The following is a 13389-nucleotide window of genomic DNA, read 5'->3' as shown; positions in this document are numbered from 1 at the left end:
AGCAACAATGGCACTCTGCTCAAGGAAAACGTACCCATAGCCAGGAGGAAAACCATGGCACCACCGCAAGCCGGCTATACGCTTCTGAGTGTTGATGATAACAGCTTTAATCTTTTCAGCCTGCAGGCTTTGCTGGAGCAGCTGCCCCAGTGCCGTGTCATCAATGCATCCTCTGGACAGGAGGCGCTGGAAATCCTGGGGCGCGAGCCTGTTGACCTGATTCTGCTGGATATTCAGATGCCCGTCATGAACGGCTTTGAGCTGGCGCAGCATATCAAAGTGCTCCCCCAGGCCATGGATGTGCCCATTATCTTTCTCACCGCGTTCTATAAAAGTGAAGAGTTTGTGCGCCAGGGTTTCGATGTCGGCGCCGTGGACTACCTCACCAAGCCGCTGGATAACCAACAGCTGCTCAACAAGGTCCGCATGTACCTGCGTCTGATTGAAAAGGAGCGGCAGCTGCGCCAGGCCAATACCCGGCTGCGCCGCGAGCTTGAGTTCAACCGCCAGCTCATGGAGACCATTCCCCTGCCCCTCTTCCTGAAAGATGCCGATGGTTGTTATCTGGAGGTGAATCCTGCCTTTGAAGAGCTGGTGGGACGCACCATGCCGGAGCTCCTGGGCAAAACCTGCCGGGAGGTTATCGCGGCTAAATGGTGCAAGACCTGTGAAGATCACGACCAGCGCCTGCTGGCAGGCAAAGATCAGACGCTCAGCTGCGAAATGCAGATACAGCGCGGCGATGGCAGCTGGGCCGATGTGGTGTTCACCAAGTCCCGCATCGAAGTTCATGAAGATGATTTCACCGGCATCGTGGGAGTACTCACCGACGTCACGGAACGCAATCGTGCCCAGCAGGAAATCACGACCCAGAAGGCGCTGCTGGAGTCGCTGCTGGACTCTATACCGGATATTATCTTCATCAAGGATGGTGACGGCAGTTACCTTGGCTGCAACCGGGCCTTTGAGCAACTGGTGGGCGCGAAGCGCGCAGAAGTTGTGGGCAAGACCGATTACGACCTGTTTGAGCAGGAACTTGCCGCCGAATTTCACCGTCAGGATCGGGTGATGCTGGAGCATGGGCAGGCTCGCCGCCATGACGATTGGGTGACCTATCCCGATGGTCGTCGCGCCATGATGGATACCCTGAAAACACCATACTGCGACGAGCATGGCCAGATGATTGGTCTGATCGGCGTGGCCCGCGATATCACCGAACGCGAGCAGCTGCGCCAGCAGCTGGAACAGCTCTCCTTCACCCTGGACAACAGCGTCGAGGCAGTACTCATCCACTCCATCGAAGGTGAGTTTGTCTATGCCAATCGCGCTGCTTCGGAGCTTTATGGCTACACCGTTGAAGAACTGCGCAGGGACGTGCGCCTGTGGCATGTGGATCGCCAGTTTAACCCGGAAAATACCCGTAAGCGCCTGCTGGCAGTGCGCAACAAGGGTTACTTTACCCAGGAAGTGGAAAACTGCACCCGCGATGGCGTGGTTTTTCCCGGCGAGGTGCGGGTACAGAATATGCAGTATGGTGACCAGGAACTCTTTCTCGTCTTTGTGCGTGATCTGACCCAGGAGAAGTTCGCACGCCAGCGCCGGCGGGAGCTGCTGGCCAAGAAGACGATTCTCGAGAACATGAACGACGCCATTTTCATTCACGATGTGAATGGCCAGATTCTCGAAGTCAACGAGAACATGCTGCGGATGTACGGGGTCAGCGCCGAAGAAGCACTCAGCTTTGACATTGCCAGGGACTACTCTGCCCCCGATAACGATTTCACCCTGCTGCCAACGATGTGGCAGCAGGTGGTTCAGGGCGAGGTCAGGCGTTTTGAATGGCACGCCCGGCGGCCCCATGATGGAAGTAGCTTCTATGTGGATGTGATCCTGCGCAAGATATCCCTGGACGAGCGAGACGTCATACTGGCCAGCGTGCGGGATATCACGGAGCAGAAGCAGCTGCGCGACAATACCCTGGCTTCCCTCAAGGAGAAGGAGATGCTGCTCAAGGAGATTCACCACCGGGTGAAGAACAATATGCAGATCGTCTCAAGCCTGTTAAACCTGCAGTCCCTGCACAGCTCCGATGACGCCCGCGTGGTGGAAGTTCTGGAAGAGTGCCAGAGCCGCATCCGCTCCATGGCCCTGATCCACGAAAAGCTGTACCAGTCGGACACCCTGGCGCGCATCGACTTTGCCGGCTACGTCAGAACCCTGTGCCAGAATCTCTTCCGCACTTACAAGGCCAATGCCCAGGCGATCAGCCTGGAGGTGGATGTCGCCGATGTCACCTTCAGCATCAACACGGCTATTCCCCTGGGACTCATCCTCAACGAACTCATTTCCAATGCCCTGAAGCACGCTTTTGCGGATCGGGAAAAGGGAGTCCTTTTCATCAGGCTGCAACCCCAGTCCGGGGGCCGCTATCTGCTGGAAGTGCAGGATGATGGCGTGGGATTCCCCGCCGGATTTCTGCTGCAGGGGCAGGGCAGCCTGGGAATGGAGCTGATCCACACCCTGTCCGAGCAGCTGAGTGGCTCAGTGCGCCTTGGGAATACCCACGACAGCGGTGGATACGTGGTCGTGGAGTTTGAAGAAGCGTAACGGGTTCAGGGAAGTAGTTCTGCACAGACTGCGTCACTTGATCTTATCCTGCACCAGGTATACGAGTTTCTTGTGCCACTTTGGACCCGCCCAAAGTGGTGCCTGGAACTGGGGACCGCAAACAACCGCCTTCCCTGGCTTTTGGTTTGCGGTTGCCGCCCTCGTGGCGGCAACCCTGCGGGTCCATAGCGTTATGCAGGCAAGACCCGAACGGGACACCTGCAGGAAGCAGGTGGTCCGGCAGCACTGCAGGGATGCAGGGGTCAGGCAACGCAAAGAGGCCCAGGTGCAAGGCGCGGGCAAAGCGAGGAGCGAGGCGTACTCCCTGTACGTCGCAGTGACGAGCGATGCCCGGCAACGCAGCAGATGGGGGCTCTTTGAGCAGCCTGCTGCCGGATCTCCAGGACAGGCGAGTAACGAACCGGAAAAACGGGCGTTCGGGGGGCGCGTTTTTGAGTCCTTTTTGCGCGGTCAAAAAGGACAATGTCTTCTCTGTCTATGAATGGCTACACTGGATTTTCGGTACCAGTGCCTCGATGGAGGCAAAAAGTTCCTGGGTGTTGATGGGCTTGTACAGATGCAGGTCAGCCAGATCACTCTGGTACTGATCACTCTTGTAGGCGGTCAGCACTACAATGGGATTGCGGAAATCATGTTCATGGCGCAACTTTTCAATCAGGCCCAGGCCGCCCAGGCCGGGCATTTCAATATCGGTGACCACAATATCCGCCGGATGGTCGGCGAAAGCCTCCAGGGCTTCCAGACCATTGGCCGCAAGGCGCACTTCACGCACCCGTCTTCCCATCATGCGCCCGATGGAGCGCAGGGTCAGCAGATCGTCTTCCACGTAGAGTATGCTGATATCTGCCAGGCTTCTGGTGGTATCGGTAGTGGACATGGTGTCTTTCCTTGCGGTGTTGTAATGCCCAGAGAACGGCGCATATGGTTGCGATTTGTAAACTGCTTTGCGGCATTGTAAACCCGATTATCATATCAGTTGAGAAAAACTTCAAGCACTTCCTTGAACCTGGAACCAGAAGGCCACGAAGAAGCGCGTTTTTTCCGGTTTTTTTCCAGACCTGTCGGACGAACTCTTTTTTGCTTCTGTCAGGAGGTTTTGGTATCCTTGCCCGCAACAGTTTACCGGATCCTGCAGGTGTTCCGCATCGGGGTATTTTCCGGTAAAATGCTTTCTTATCGCGATTCACATCATCATACAAGCGAGGTTTCCGTGAATAAGCAGGATGACAAAAAGCTCTGGGGTGGCCGCTTCGAAAAGCCCATGGAAAAATTCACCGAGGAGTTTACCGCCAGCGTCAGCTACGACCAGAAGCTCTACCGTTACGATATCATCGGTTCCATTGCCCACTGCCGTATGCTGACGAAGCAGGGCATCCTGCACGAGGTGGAGCGCGACATGATCATCACGGGGCTGGAGAGTATCCTGCACGATATCGAACACGGAGATTTCGAGTTTCTGGTCAGCCTGGAAGATGTGCACATGAACATCGAAAAGCGCCTGATTGAAAAGATCGGCCCCGTGGGCGGCAAGCTGCACACGGCCCGCAGCCGTAACGACCAGGTGGCTCTGGACAGTCGCCTCTACGCCCGCGACGCGGTGAAGCAGATCATTGAGCTTGTGCGCAATCTGCAGCGCGCCCTGGTGGAGCAGGCCAGCCAGCACACCGAAACCATTATGCCCGGCTACACCCACCTGCAGACGGCCCAGCCCATTGTGCTGGCCCACCACCTGCTGGCCTACTTTGAAATGTTCGATCGCGATGCCCAGCGCTTCAGCGAGATATATCAACGGGTCAACGTGCTGCCCCTGGGCGCGGGAGCCCTGGCGGGAACCACCTTTGACATCGACCGCCAGTACGTGGCCCGCGAACTGGGCTTTGACGGTGTCAGCCGCAACAGCCTGGACACGGTCAGCGATCGCGATGCCTTTATCGAAATCTGCAGTGCCGCGTCCCTGGTGATGATGCACCTGTCGCGCCTCTCCGAAGAATTCATCCTGTGGAGTTCCTCGGAATTCCGCTTCCTGCGCCTTTCCGATGGCTACTGTACCGGCTCCAGCATCATGCCCCAGAAGCGCAACCCCGACGTGAGCGAACTGGTGCGGGGCAAGACCGGGCGGGTCTACGGCAACCTCATCAGCCTGCTGACGGTGATGAAGGGCCTGCCCCTGGCCTACAACAAGGATATGCAGGAGGACAAGGAACCCCTGTTCGATACCATTGACACCGTGGTGGGCTCCCTGCGCATCTACGCCGACATGATTTGCACCGCCGCCTTCAACGCCGAGCGCATGCGCGCCGTGGCCGGACTGGGCTTCTCCACCGCCACTGACCTGGCCGACTACCTGGTGCGCGGCGGCCTGCCCTTCCGCGATGCCCATGAAGTGGTGGGTAAAATGGTGGCCCACTGCGAGAAACATCAGATCGACCTGCCAGAGGTGGACCTGGCCACCATGCAGGGCTTCCACCCCTCCATCGGCGAGGACATCTACCAGTTCATCACCGTGGAAAAGAGTGTCCAGAGCCGCAGATCCTATGGAGGAACGGCGCCTGAACAGGTGAAGGTCCAGCTCGAAGCTATCCGCAGCCGCCCCGAATTCGCCTGAGTAACGGGGAGCTGGCGGCGTGAGTGCGATTCTGGAAGAGGCCCTGCAGCAGCTGGCAGCGGAACGCCTGGTGAAGCACGCTGTCCTGGGCGTTGAAAGCGTCGATGGCCAGCTGAGCTGGATTGGGGTGGCGGGCAGCGCCCAGCCTGATGGTACGCCCATGGGGGCGCAGACTCCGTACTTCATTGCCAGCATCACCAAACTGTATATTGCGGCTGCCCTCCTGAAACTTCAGGAACAGGGGGTGCTCAGCACCGGCGACCTTCTCTGCGCTCACCTGCCCCACTCCCTGATTGGCCAGCTGCACCACTATCGCGGCATGGACTTTACCGGCGAACTGACGCTGCAGCACCTGCTGAGCCACACCTCCGGACTGCCCGACTGGATTGTGGATCGCCCCCGTGGCAGAAGCAGCCTGCTGGAGGGCATTGCAGCGGAAAGTGACCGTTCCATTGATCTTGCGCAGATGCTGGAGTATGTCCGCAGCGAGCTGGAGGCTCACTTTCCGCCCCAGTCCCCGGGGAAGGCAAAGCCCAGAGTCCGTTATTCCGATACCAACTTCCAGCTTCTCATCGGCGTTCTGGAGCACCGGCTGGAAATGCCCTTTGGCCAGGTGCTGCGCAATCTCATCCTGGAGCCCCTGGGCCTGGAAAATACGGTTCTCTGTGATCCGGCGGGTGGCCACGAGCCGATGCCGGCCACGGTGTGGGCTGGTGCCACGCCCCTGCGCATCCCTCGCCTGATGGCCTCCTTTCGCGATCTGTACAGCACCGCCAGGGATCAGCTGGATTTTCTGCGGGGCCTGACGCAAGGACAGCTGCTGAGCGATGAATTATCCCTGAGGCAGATGCAGCGCTGGAACTCCTTCGGTGTGCCACGGGATCTGGCGTCGCTGCAGCTTCCCGGCTGGCCAATTCAGTATGGAGCCGGTATGATGCGCTTTCAGGTTCCCCGGATTCTGACGCCTTTCAAGCCGGTTCCTGCGGTGATTGGACATACGGGTGCCAGTGGCTCGTGGCTCTTTTTCTGCCCGGAAAAGCAGCTGTTTCTCTGTGGCACGGTGGATCAGGTTGCGGCCGCGCCCCTGCCCTTTCGCTTTCTTCCCAGGCTCCTGCGAGCCCTTGAATAACCAGGAGATACCTATGAAATCTGTTTATGGCGTCCTGTTTCTGCTCCTCCTCGTCGCCCTGGCGGGCTGCGGGGTGAAGACACCCATCATCCTGGAAGAAGAGACCGCCGATGTGGTTATAGAAGCGGTGAATACTGGCGAAGGCGTGTTGGTTACCTGCAAGTTCCCTCCTTTTTTTCGCGGTGAAACCGGCCTGGTGCGGGCGCGACGTCCTCAGGGGCAGAGTGTCTATGGGCCTGACCACGTTATCCTGCGCCACGAGAAGGTCAGTTTTGCCCACCTGGATACTGACGTGATCCCTGGTGACAGCTACCGCTACGGTTGCGCCGGGGTTCGCTCCAGTGAGCGCCTGTCCTCGGCGGTGCTGAATGTGGATTTCCGCGCCCTGCCCGCCGCGCCCCGGATGGAAGCTGTCTGGCATGGGGGAGCCGTTCTGCTGAATATCAACGCTCCCGAACAGGGTGTTTTTGAAATCATGCGCTCCAGCGAAGAGCGGGCCTATGAGCGCATTGCCACCACCAGCCAGAGCCAGTACCGCGACGAGCGGGTGGTGCGGGGTCGCACCTACCGGTATCGGGTCTATCTGCGTCTTGACCGTTTCACCGTTTCACCACCATCGGATGAGCTGATTTTCCGCGTTCCCTGATCGCGGAAAGAGCTCCCGGAAAAAGAAATGAGACTCTTCCATGCCGGAATCCCTTGATTTTCGCCGTACCGAGCACTCCATTCGTCGCTGGATTCTGCTTTTCTCTCTCGTAAGCCTGCTGCTGGTAGCCATCCTCTCTTCCACCCTTTTTCTGCGGGAAACCTACAGCCGTTTTGAGGAAGAGAAACACTGGATTCGCCAGTCCCATATGGAAAGCCAGCAGTCCATGCTGCAGGAGCGGGTGGATAACGCGGTGCAGGTGATCAGCAAGCACCGGGAGCAGGCCCAGGCGCGTCTGGGAGAAACGGTTCGCGAGCGGGTGGATCAGGCGTACACGGTTGCCCATGCGCTTTATCAGCGCTACCACGGCACCATCAGTGACGAGGAGCTGCAGCAGATGATCGTGGAAGCCCTGCGCGCCATGAGCTGGCGGGAGGGTGACTCCTATATCTGGATCAACCGGTACGATCTGCAGTCGGTGCTGCTGCCCCGCAATCCCGGCCAGGAAGGGCAGAGCCTGGCCGATATTACTGACCCCAGCGGAAACTATGTGGTGCGTCAGCAGGCCAGGACTGCCCGGGAAGAGGGCTCAGGTTTTAATGTGGATGCCTTCTTTAAACCAGAAGACCCGGAAACTTTCCATGCCCAGATCAGCTATGTCCGCGATCTCGGGCTCTGGGACTGGTATATCGGCAGTGCTGAGTTCCTGGATCGCTTCCGCGATGAGCTGCAGCAGGAGATCCTCCTGACCCTGGCCGAGCTGCGCTACGGTGACAACTATATCTTTATTGATACCGTGGATGGCCATGCCATCCTCATGAACGGCGAGCTGCAGGATCCACCCCGTTACTCATGGGAGCTGGAAGATGCCCAGGGTACCAAAATTCTGCAGGAGCAGTTGCGGGTCGCCCGGGAAAACCCGGAGGGAGGCTTTCTCTCCTATGTGTGGCACGAAAAATCCCTGGGCCGTGATATGCCACATCTCTCTTTTGTGCGCCTGATTCCCGACTGGGACTGGAAAATCGGCACGGGGGCCTACCTCACCGACATTGAGCAGTTCATCGCCTACCGGGAAGCCGACCTGTGGAAGCGCACCTGGCTCAATATCATGACCATCGGAGCCGTGGTTCTCCTCATCATCTCCGCAGCAACCCTGCTGGCCATTTTCACCAACCGGCGTATCCGTGATCTGTTTGGTGCCATGGGGCAGCAGATTGATACGTACCATGGGCAGCTTCGGCGCATGAACTGCGAGCTGGAAGAACGGGTTGCCGAAGAGACCCGCAGGTGTATGGAGCAGGAGCGCCTGCTGATTCAGCAGACCAAGATGGCCGAGATGGGAAATATGATTGGACTGATTGCCCACCAGTGGACTCAACCCCTCAACGCCCTTTCCCTGCATATGCAGGATATCGAGGACCAGAGCCAGATGGGGTCTGTAGGCGCGCAGGCGGTAAGTGAACACGTGGAATCCTGCAACCGCCTGATTGCCCACATGTCCGACACGGTGAACAGTTTCAAGAACTACTTCAAGCCGGACCTCCACCCCGTGGAGTTCGACCTGAAGCAGACCCTGGAGTCGGCAGCCGCCATACTAAAGCCGCGTCTGCGTCAGAGCGAAATTCTGCTGCAGCTGCCGGAACGCAGCGCCACCCTGCACGGCTACCACAACGAGTTCAAGCAGGTGATTCTGAACCTCTTCTCAAACGCCTGTGATGCGCTTGAAGAACGGCGGAAAGCCCAGGGGCCATTTCAGGCCAGCATAACCGTCACCCTGACGCAGCAGTCCGGCCTGGTGCAGGTGGAGTTTCGCGACAATGGCATCGGCATCCCGGCACATGTACGCGAAGGCATCTTCTCCCCCTACTGCAGCACCAAGGGAGAGGCGGGCATGGGTATCGGCCTGCACATGAGCCGCCGCATCATCGAAGAGAAATTCCATGGCCATCTGATCCTGGGCAGCGCCACGGAAGGGGCGTGCTTCTGCATTGAGATTCCTGTGGAAAGGCCCGTCAGCTAGCTGGCGGGCCCAGTGTGCCTCTTTTTCCATAGCAGGATAACCTTGTACTGCAAATTATTCCTTCATTTTGACTTCGGTCAATTCCCTCCTCGCACTTTGTGCTACCCTTCCGCCAGTAACAGATTACGGAAAAACCCATGATACATTTTCCACAGGCAAGGAGGTGCCCCGTGCAACCAAAAATTACCGGTTCCATGACCATAGAGCAGATTCTCACTCAATATCCCGGCACACTGGCGGTGTTCCAGGCGCGGGGTTTTGAACAGTTCTCCGACCCGGCCAAAGTGCAGACCATCGGCCGGTTTCTGAAACTGCAGTCCCTGGCGAAACAGGGAAATTACGACCTGGACGCCCTGATCGGTCTGCTGGAAGAGGCCACTGGCGGCGAAGCGCTTTCCGCCAGCTCCAGGGTTCCCGTACGGGTGGAGGGGCTGCTGCCCTGCCCCGTGCGCCTGCCCCTGAGTGAAGCGTTCGGCCGCTTCAGCGAAGAGTTCACCGCCCAGACGGGGGTGGAGGTCAAGACGACCCTGGAGGCGGCGGCGGTGGGCGCCAAGTGGATCGAGGAGCACATCCGCACCCTGTCCAACCATGAGGAGCTGCCGGATATTCTGGTGAGCGCGGGTTTTGATACATTCTTCGACCCCAAGCTGATCGGAGCCTGGAAGCAGGAGGGCGTCTTCTGCGACACCACGGCCGGACTGGGAGTGAACGAGGCCTTCCGCGGTGTGGACATCCGCGACCCACGGGGTGACTACGGCATGTTCTCCGTGGTGCCGGCGGTCTTTGTCATTCACCAGGACAACTACCCTGACCTGGAGGCTCCCCGCACCTGGGAAGAGCTTTTGCACCCCCGCTACGAAAAGAAAGTGGCCCTGCCCGTTTCCGACTTTGACCTGTTTAACGGCATTCTCCTGAACCTGCACAAGGAATTCGGCGACGAAGGTATTGTGCGCCTTGGCCGCAGCATGGATGTCAATTTGCACCCTGCCCAGATGGTGCGCGCTTCCAACCGGGCGTCGGCCCATAAACCCTTTGTGACGGTGATGCCCTACTTCTTCACCAGGATGCTGCGCCAGAACAGTTCGGCCCGCAGTATCTGGCCCGAGGACGGTGCCATTATCAGCCCGGTGTTCATGCTGGTGAAAAAGGAGCGTCTGGAGCTGACCCGGCCCGTGGCCGATTTCCTGGCCAGCCCGGAGATGGGCAGTATTCTCACCAATCAGGGGCTCTTTCCCTCCCTGCACCCGGACGTGAAGAATGTCCTGCCGGAAAATCCCCGCTGGAAGTGGATTGGCTGGGACTACCTGCACGACAACGATGTGGCGGCTCTGCTGAAACACGCGCTGAAAATATTTGAAGATACGGTGGGGGTGAGCCAATGAAACTGGTGATTGTGGCGGGCCCCCCCTCGGCGGGCAAGACGGCCGTTATTCTGAAAGTGGCGGAAGCCCTGGCGGGCCAGGAGACCATCGGCGTGGTGAAATTCGACTGCCTGGCCACCGATGACGATACCCTCTATGAAAAAAAGGGACTGAAGGTGAAAAAGGGCCTCTCGGGCTCCATGTGTCCCGACCACTTTTTTGTCAGTAATATCGAGGAGTGCGTGCAGTGGGGAATCCGCGAGGGGCTGAGTATGCTCATCAGCGAGAGCGCCGGTCTGTGCAACCGCTGCTCCCCCCATATCAAGGGAGTCACCTCGGTCTGCGTGGTGGATAACCTCAGCGGCGTGCATACCCCCCGCAAGATCGGCCCCATGCTGAAATCCGCTGATATTGTGGCCATCACCAAGGGCGATATTGTCTCCCAGGCCGAGCGGGAGGTTTTTGCCTTCCGCACCCAGCAGGTCAACCCCAAAGGGCGCATCCTGAACGTGAACGGCATTACCGGCCAGGGAGCCTACGAGCTGGCGACCCTCTTTGCCCAGTCGCCGGATATCAGCACCGTACAGGGCTGTTCCCTGCGCTTCTCCATGCCATCGGCCCTGTGCTCCTACTGCCTGGGCGAAACCAAAATCGGCGAGTCGTACCAGATGGGCAACGTGAGAAAGATGGAGAACCTGGATCAGTAGCGGGTTCAAGCAGAGCATCGCCGTGCAAATGCAATAACAGCGAGCTCAACTTTCGCGCCCCTGAAACGGCAGGTTGTCTGCGCTGACACTGATGCCATGCTGGAATGGCGGAAATGGTTTTTCGCAGACGGCGTCGTTTGACATTACCCTCACTTTGTTTATGAGTTTATTTTACCACTTTGGATCCGCCCAAAGTGGCTGGGAAGCGACCCCCGGTGCTGTCCTTTTCAGCCGTCCGCTTGCCTGGAACTGGGGGCCGCAAACAACCGCCTTCCCTGGCTTTTCAGCAACCTGACAGTCGGCGCGTCCTGGCTGGGAAAGCACACGGGGGAGAGGCAGAAGCAGGCCGTTCCCCCCTGAGCCCGTCCGGTGAGTGCGACGCCTGGCTGGTAAGACCCGAAGGGACACTCACAGGAAGTGAGTGGTTCGGCAGCACTGCAGGGAAGCAGTGTCTGCCGGATCTCCAGAACAGGCGAGCAGGCGAGCCGGAAGAACGGGTGTTCGGGGGGCGCGTTTTTGAGTCCTTTTTGCGCGGTCAAAAAGGACAATATCCGGAAGCGAAAAAAGATACCAGATGAGTCAAGCATGAAAAGTCAATACTTCAATACTGTTTCCGCGTGGTAAACATCAGAGTAATAATGTCTTAATTCAAGACAACAAGATGCGAAACTTCAGAGCGAGGATATTCCCATGCATACCAGAGATTCCATGACCATTACCGAGCTGCTTGCGCAGCATCCCTATGTCAACGATTTCTTTGATTCCTATGGCCTGCAGCTGCCAGCCGAGGACTCCCGCACCTTGGCCCAGTATCTCGACTCCATTGATGAGGAGCGCTGGGAGGATCTGGGTGCTTCGGCGGAAAGTGTCCTGGAGAACTTCGAAGCCTTTCTGCAGGGTATGGCCGATCTGGCCAGTGAACAAAGCTTCAGCGTGGAGAGCCTGACCGTCATTGGCGGGCAGAACAAACGCGGTGAGCCCGAGGAGGTGACCCTGGAGCTGCGGCGCGGTGATATCGTCAGTATTGTCGGTCCCACCGGTTCAGGCAAGAGCCGCCTGCTGGGGGATATTGAGTGGATGGCCTGTGGAGACACGCCCACCAAACGGCGCGTTCTGGTCAATGGCCAGCAGCCCGACGCTTCCTGGCGCTTTTCCATTGAGCGCAAGCTGGTGGCCCAGCTCTCCCAGAATATGAACTTCGTCATGGACCTCAGTGTCAAGGAGTTCGTGGATATGCACGCCGAAAGTCGCCTGACGGCGAACCGCGATGAAGTTACTGCCACCATCATCCGCGAAGCCAACTCTCTGGCCGGAGAGCCCTTCGAGGCGGATACGCCCATCACGTCCCTCAGCGGAGGGCAGTCACGGGCGCTGATGATTGCTGACACGGCCTTTCTCAGCCGTTCGCCCATTATTCTGATCGACGAAATCGAAAACGCGGGCATCGACCGGCAGCGGGCCCTGGATCTGCTGGTGCGCGAGGAAAAAATCGTACTCATCGCCACCCACGATCCCATCCTGGCCCTGATGGCGCCCCGGCGTATCGTCATTCGCAACGGTGGCATTGCCGCTGTCCTGCAGACCTCAGTCCAGGAGCAGGATAACCTGAAACACCTGCAGGAGCTCGATCGCAAGGTACTGGCCCTGCGCAACCGCATTCGCACCGGTGGGAGAATTGAAGACACTCCAGGGCAGTGGTAGGGCGGCAACCGTATTCTGTGGTGCAATCTGAAAAATTCTTTGGTATGATTTTCACACATGCCAAAGGCTTGCCACCACTTTGCTTACGGGGAAGGTTATGAAAATTGCCCACTGCACGAGATTCTCTGTTCTCGCACTGTTTCTTCTGGCCCTGACGTGGATGTTGATGATTCCGTCTTCGGCAGCTGCGGGAAGGATTGCTGCCGGTTTCGCCCTGGGGGAAATTACCGGGCTCAGCATCAAGTACTGGCAGGACAATGAGCGGGCCTTTGACTTCGCTGCCGGCTGGTCAGACACTGAGACCAAGGTGAAACTGGACTACCTGTTCCACGAGCACGGAGTTATCCAGGTGAAAGAAGGTCGCGTTTTCGTGTACTACGGCCTTGGTCTTTACGGCCACAGCGACGACGATGAGCCCGATGATGTTTTCGGCATACGGGTTCCCTTTGGCATCGAGTACTTTATCCCAAATATGCCCCTGAGTATCTATGGTGACATCGCGCCAGCCATGGACCTCAATCCCGAGACGGATTTTTCCGGGCAGGTGATGCTTGGGGCGCGCTTTATTTTCTGACAGAAAAACACCGATACA

10 protein-coding genes are annotated in these 13389 nt (G+C 58.1%); 9 read left to right on the top strand and 1 reads right to left on the bottom strand.

Translation table 11 applies throughout. From position 1 onward, the window contains the following. The first annotated feature begins 54 nt into the window (after nt 1-54). Nucleotides 55-2607, top strand: coding sequence for a PAS domain S-box protein (locus tag SELIN_RS14285; protein WP_013507129.1), 2553 nt, complete (start codon nt 55-57; stop codon nt 2605-2607). A 496-nt stretch (nt 2608-3103) separates the two neighbouring features. On the opposite strand, the gene SELIN_RS13170 is transcribed toward SELIN_RS14285, so the two are convergent. Next, the gene (locus SELIN_RS13170) at nt 3104-3505 is read right to left on the bottom strand and encodes a response regulator (protein ID WP_013507128.1); all 402 of its coding nucleotides are present in this window, start codon (nt 3503-3505) and stop codon (nt 3104-3106) included. A gap of 333 nt (nt 3506-3838) precedes the next feature. Here SELIN_RS13170 and argH point away from each other — a divergent pair, with 333 nt between their 5' ends. From argH to SELIN_RS13130, 8 genes are all read left to right on the top strand, one after another. After that, nucleotides 3839-5233, top strand: coding sequence for an argininosuccinate lyase (argH, locus tag SELIN_RS13165; RefSeq protein ID WP_013507127.1), 1395 nt, complete (start codon nt 3839-3841; stop codon nt 5231-5233). Nucleotides 5234-5252: 19 nt separating this feature from the next. Further along, nucleotides 5253-6362 (top strand): serine hydrolase domain-containing protein, encoded by a 1110-nt coding sequence (locus SELIN_RS13160; RefSeq protein ID WP_013507126.1) that lies wholly within the window; start codon nt 5253-5255, stop codon nt 6360-6362. Between the two features lie 13 nt (nt 6363-6375). Then, nucleotides 6376-7008 (top strand): hypothetical protein, encoded by a 633-nt coding sequence (locus SELIN_RS13155; RefSeq protein ID WP_013507125.1) that lies wholly within the window; start codon nt 6376-6378, stop codon nt 7006-7008. Between the two features lie 40 nt (nt 7009-7048). Continuing rightward, nucleotides 7049-9028: a sensor histidine kinase gene (locus SELIN_RS13150; RefSeq protein WP_013507124.1), complete on the top strand. Its 1980-nt coding sequence runs from the start codon at nt 7049-7051 to the stop codon at nt 9026-9028. Between the two features lie 170 nt (nt 9029-9198). Then, a complete protein-coding gene (locus SELIN_RS13145; protein WP_013507123.1) occupies nt 9199-10410 on the top strand; it encodes an ABC transporter substrate-binding protein in 1212 nt (403 codons plus the stop codon). Then, complete coding sequence (locus SELIN_RS13140) at nt 10407-11096, top strand: GTP-binding protein (protein WP_013507122.1); 690 nt, start codon at nt 10407-10409, stop codon at nt 11094-11096. Before SELIN_RS13145 ends, SELIN_RS13140 begins: the two co-directional genes overlap by 4 nt. A 690-nt stretch (nt 11097-11786) precedes the next feature. Further along, nucleotides 11787-12797 (top strand): ATP-binding cassette domain-containing protein, encoded by a 1011-nt coding sequence (locus SELIN_RS13135; protein WP_013507121.1) that lies wholly within the window; start codon nt 11787-11789, stop codon nt 12795-12797. Nucleotides 12798-12894: 97 nt separating this feature from the next. Further along, nucleotides 12895-13371, top strand: coding sequence for a hypothetical protein (locus SELIN_RS13130; RefSeq protein WP_013507120.1), 477 nt, complete (start codon nt 12895-12897; stop codon nt 13369-13371). Nucleotides 13372-13389 lie beyond the last annotated feature (18 nt).

Origin of the sequence: Desulfurispirillum indicum S5, assembly GCF_000177635.2 — a bacterium.
GTDB classification, from domain to species: domain Bacteria; phylum Chrysiogenota; class Chrysiogenetes; order Chrysiogenales; family Chrysiogenaceae; genus Desulfurispirillum; species Desulfurispirillum indicum.
Note: the sequence above shows the minus strand (reverse complement) of the source record. Positions and strands in the feature narration are given on the sequence as shown.

Bases quoted from the DNA above. Each gene is read 5' to 3' on its own strand.
- SELIN_RS13130 (WP_013507120.1), top strand. From the start codon at position 12,895: ATGAAAATTGCCCACTGCACGAGATTCTCTGTTCTCGCACTGTTTCTT.
- SELIN_RS13150 (WP_013507124.1), top strand. From the start codon at position 7,049: ATGCCGGAATCCCTTGATTTTCGCCGTACCGAGCACTCCATTCGTCGC.
- SELIN_RS13170 (WP_013507128.1), bottom strand. From the start codon at position 3,505: ATGTCCACTACCGATACCACCAGAAGCCTGGCAGATATCAGCATACTC.
- SELIN_RS13135 (WP_013507121.1), top strand. From the start codon at position 11,787: ATGCATACCAGAGATTCCATGACCATTACCGAGCTGCTTGCGCAGCAT.
- SELIN_RS13155 (WP_013507125.1), top strand. From the start codon at position 6,376: ATGAAATCTGTTTATGGCGTCCTGTTTCTGCTCCTCCTCGTCGCCCTG.
- SELIN_RS14285 (WP_013507129.1), top strand. From the start codon at position 55: ATGGCACCACCGCAAGCCGGCTATACGCTTCTGAGTGTTGATGATAAC.
- SELIN_RS13140 (WP_013507122.1), top strand. From the start codon at position 10,407: ATGAAACTGGTGATTGTGGCGGGCCCCCCCTCGGCGGGCAAGACGGCC.